Genomic DNA, 2,022 nt, shown 5'->3' on the forward strand with positions numbered 1-2,022 from the left:
GCGGACGGTGGGGGGCTCGTCATAAGGTTAGGCTAGCCTAACCGCGATCTTGAAGGAAAGCCGGACCCCCCGACGAAAGGCTGCTCATGCCCGCTGTCCTCCTGGCCGAAGTGGTGGCCGTCCGCCCGCTCAGCCCGCACGCCGTGGCCGTCACGTTCGACGGGCCGGAGCTGTCCCGCCTCGCCTACAGCGGCGCCGACCAGCGCATCAAGCTGCTGTTCGCCCGGGACGGCCAGCCGGCGCCGGTGCTGCCGGCGGCCGACGACTGGTACGGCTCGTATCAGGCCATGCCGGCGGAGGTGCGCCCGGTCATGCGCACGTACACCGTGCGGTCGCAGGATCCGCGCAGCGGCCGGGTCGACGTCGAGTTCATCCTGCACGGCGACACCGGCCCGGCCTCGGCGTGGGCCTCGGCGGCCCGGCCCGGGGATCTGCTGGGCATCATCGCGGCCACCGCCGAGGACGACGGCGCCCAGGCCCGCCCGTACGCGCCCGGCGACGCGGACTGGCAGCTGCTGGTGGGGGACGCGACCGCGTTGCCGGCGATCGCCTCCATCCTCGAGCAGCTGGACGTCGGTGCCTGCGCGCGGGTGTTCGTCCAGGTGCCGTCGCCACAGGACATCCGGGAGCTGGCCACGCCCGCCGCCGACGTGCAGATCACCTGGCTGACCGGCGTCGCTCCGGCCGAGGCGGTGCGCGACGCGGAGCTGCCCACCGGCAAGCCGTACGCGTGGGTGGCGGGTGAGGCGGCGATGGTGCGTGCGCTGCGCCGCCATCTCGTGGGCGATCGGGGTCTGGACGCCCGGGCGCACTACTTCGGCGGTTACTGGCGGGCCGGCGTCGCCGAGGACGCCTGATCGGGACGCTTGACCGGTTCAGTTTTCATTGACGGCCATCACTCTGTCGGCCTACCGTGCGTGGTGTCGGTGGAAACCCTGGAGGTCGCCATGCACAGCCGGTTCCGCTCCCTGCGCACCCTCGCTGCGGTCCTGCTCCTGGCCGCTCCCGCCGCTGTGGTCGCGGCCGGCCCGGCGACCCCGGCCTCGGCGGACTCGCGCGCCGCCACGCTGGTTCCCACTCCTCCCATGGGTTTCAACGACTGGAACGCCTTCGGCTGTGAGGTCGACGAAGAGCTCATCCGGGAGACCGCCGACAAGATGGTCGCCTCCGGCCTCGCCGCCTCCGGCTACGAGTACGTCAACATCGACGACTGCTGGTCACAGAAATCCCGGGACGCGGATGGGCGACTGGTTCCTGATCCGGTTAAGTTTCCGAACGGGATAGCCGGGGTTGCCGACTATATCCACGGCAAAGGTCTCAAGCTCGGCATCTACGGTGACGCCGGCACGCTGACCTGTGCCGGCTATCCCGGCAGCCTCGGACACGAGGAACTGGACGCACGCACCTGGGCCGAGTGGGGCGTCGACTACCTCAAGTACGACAACTGCAACAACCAGTCCGACGGCTCACAGGCCGACTACATCCGGCGGTACACCGCGATGCGCCAGGCCCTCGACCGGGCGGGCCGGCCGATCGTCTACTCCATCTGCGAGTGGGGCTCGTCGCGGCCGTGGGAGTGGGCCCGGGGCGTGGGTGACCTGTGGCGTACCACCGGGGACATCAGCGACAACTGGGAGAGCCTGCGCTCGATCATCGCGCAGAACGCGCCGCTGTACCCGTACGCGGGGCCGGGGCACTGGAACGACCCCGACATGCTGGAGATCGGCAACGGCGGGATGACCGACACCGAGTACCGCACCCACATGAGCACCTGGGCGATGATGGCCGCACCGCTGATCATCGGCACCGACCTGCGGACCGCCTCGGCGCAGACGCTGGCCATTCTCGGCAACCGGGACATCATCGCCATCGACCAGGACCCGCTCGGCCGGCAGGCCACGGTGGTGTCCGACCGCGACGGGCTGATGGTGCTGGACAAGCCGCTCAGGTCCTGCCGCGCGGCGTCAAGGCCCGGGTGACGGTCGAGGCCGGCATCCGGATGAGCTGGGACCGCCTGCTGGG

At 70.7% G+C, this 2,022-nt stretch carries 2 protein-coding genes; both read left to right on the forward strand.

The window, feature by feature from the left end:
- Positions 1 to 86: 86 nt before the first annotated feature.
- The gene (locus AB0C29_RS44455) at positions 87 to 857 is read left to right on the forward strand and encodes a siderophore-interacting protein (RefSeq protein WP_360833846.1); all 771 of its coding nucleotides are present in this window, start codon (positions 87 to 89) and stop codon (positions 855 to 857) included.
- Positions 858 to 917: 60 nt separating this feature from the next.
- Positions 918 to 1,979, forward strand: coding sequence for a glycoside hydrolase family 27 protein (locus AB0C29_RS44460; RefSeq protein WP_360833848.1), 1,062 nt, complete (start codon positions 918 to 920; stop codon positions 1,977 to 1,979).
- Positions 1,980 to 2,022 lie beyond the last annotated feature (43 nt).

Origin of the sequence: Actinoplanes sp. NPDC048791 (genome assembly GCF_040650095.1) — a bacterium.
Classification (GTDB): domain Bacteria; phylum Actinomycetota; class Actinomycetes; order Mycobacteriales; family Micromonosporaceae; genus Actinoplanes.

Bases quoted from the DNA above. Each gene is read 5' to 3' on its own strand.
- AB0C29_RS44455 (WP_360833846.1), top strand. From the start codon at position 87: ATGCCCGCTGTCCTCCTGGCCGAAGTGGTGGCCGTCCGCCCGCTCAGC.